The 587-nt window shown below is 69.0% G+C and carries 1 protein-coding gene; it reads right to left on the bottom strand.

What is annotated here, in order from left to right:
* Positions 1–587 (bottom strand): glucuronate isomerase (locus AC1DMQ_RS25785; protein ID WP_477036375.1); only part of this gene is annotated, 587 nt, incomplete at both ends.

Here is a 587-nt window from a genome sequence, read left to right as displayed (position 1 = left end):
TCCAGCAGCCCGACATTGTGGTTGCGGTGCGAGCCGGGGTGGATCTGCATGACCAGCCCGTCGTCCAGGCTCATGCGGGCCATCTCGGTCAGCATCTGGGCCCGGAACAGCTCGGCCTTGGCCGGGGTGACCTCGCCCTTCAGCAGGCTCTGGAACAGGGCCTCGGCCTCGACTTCGGAGAGGTCGGCGGTGGCGGCGGTCGGGTGGCCGTGGTCGCTGGAGGTGGCGCCGGCTTCGATGAAGGCCGCCCGGCGCAGGCGGTGGCCTTCCAGATAGCCCTTCCAACTGGTGACGTCCTGGCCGCAGACCTCGCCGAACCGCTCGAAGGCGCGGCCGAAGCGCTCGTCCTCGAAGTCGATGACCGCGTCGGGGCGGTAGGCGGTGATCACATGGCCGCCCCAGCCGCTCTCGCGGATGGCCTTGTGGTGCTCCAGCTTGTCCTGCGGGCCCTCGGTGGTGGCCAGGGTCTCGATGTTGAAGCGGTCGAACAGCGCCCGGGGCCGGAAGGCCTCGGTGGCCAGGGCTTCGTTGATGCGGTCGAAATAGTCGTCGGCGTTGTCGGGGCCGAAGAACTGCGTGAAGCCGAA

Source organism: Caulobacter sp. 05L422 (assembly GCF_056397765.1).
The sequence above is the reverse complement of the archived record's forward strand: the minus strand, read 5'-3'. Positions and strand labels throughout refer to the sequence as shown.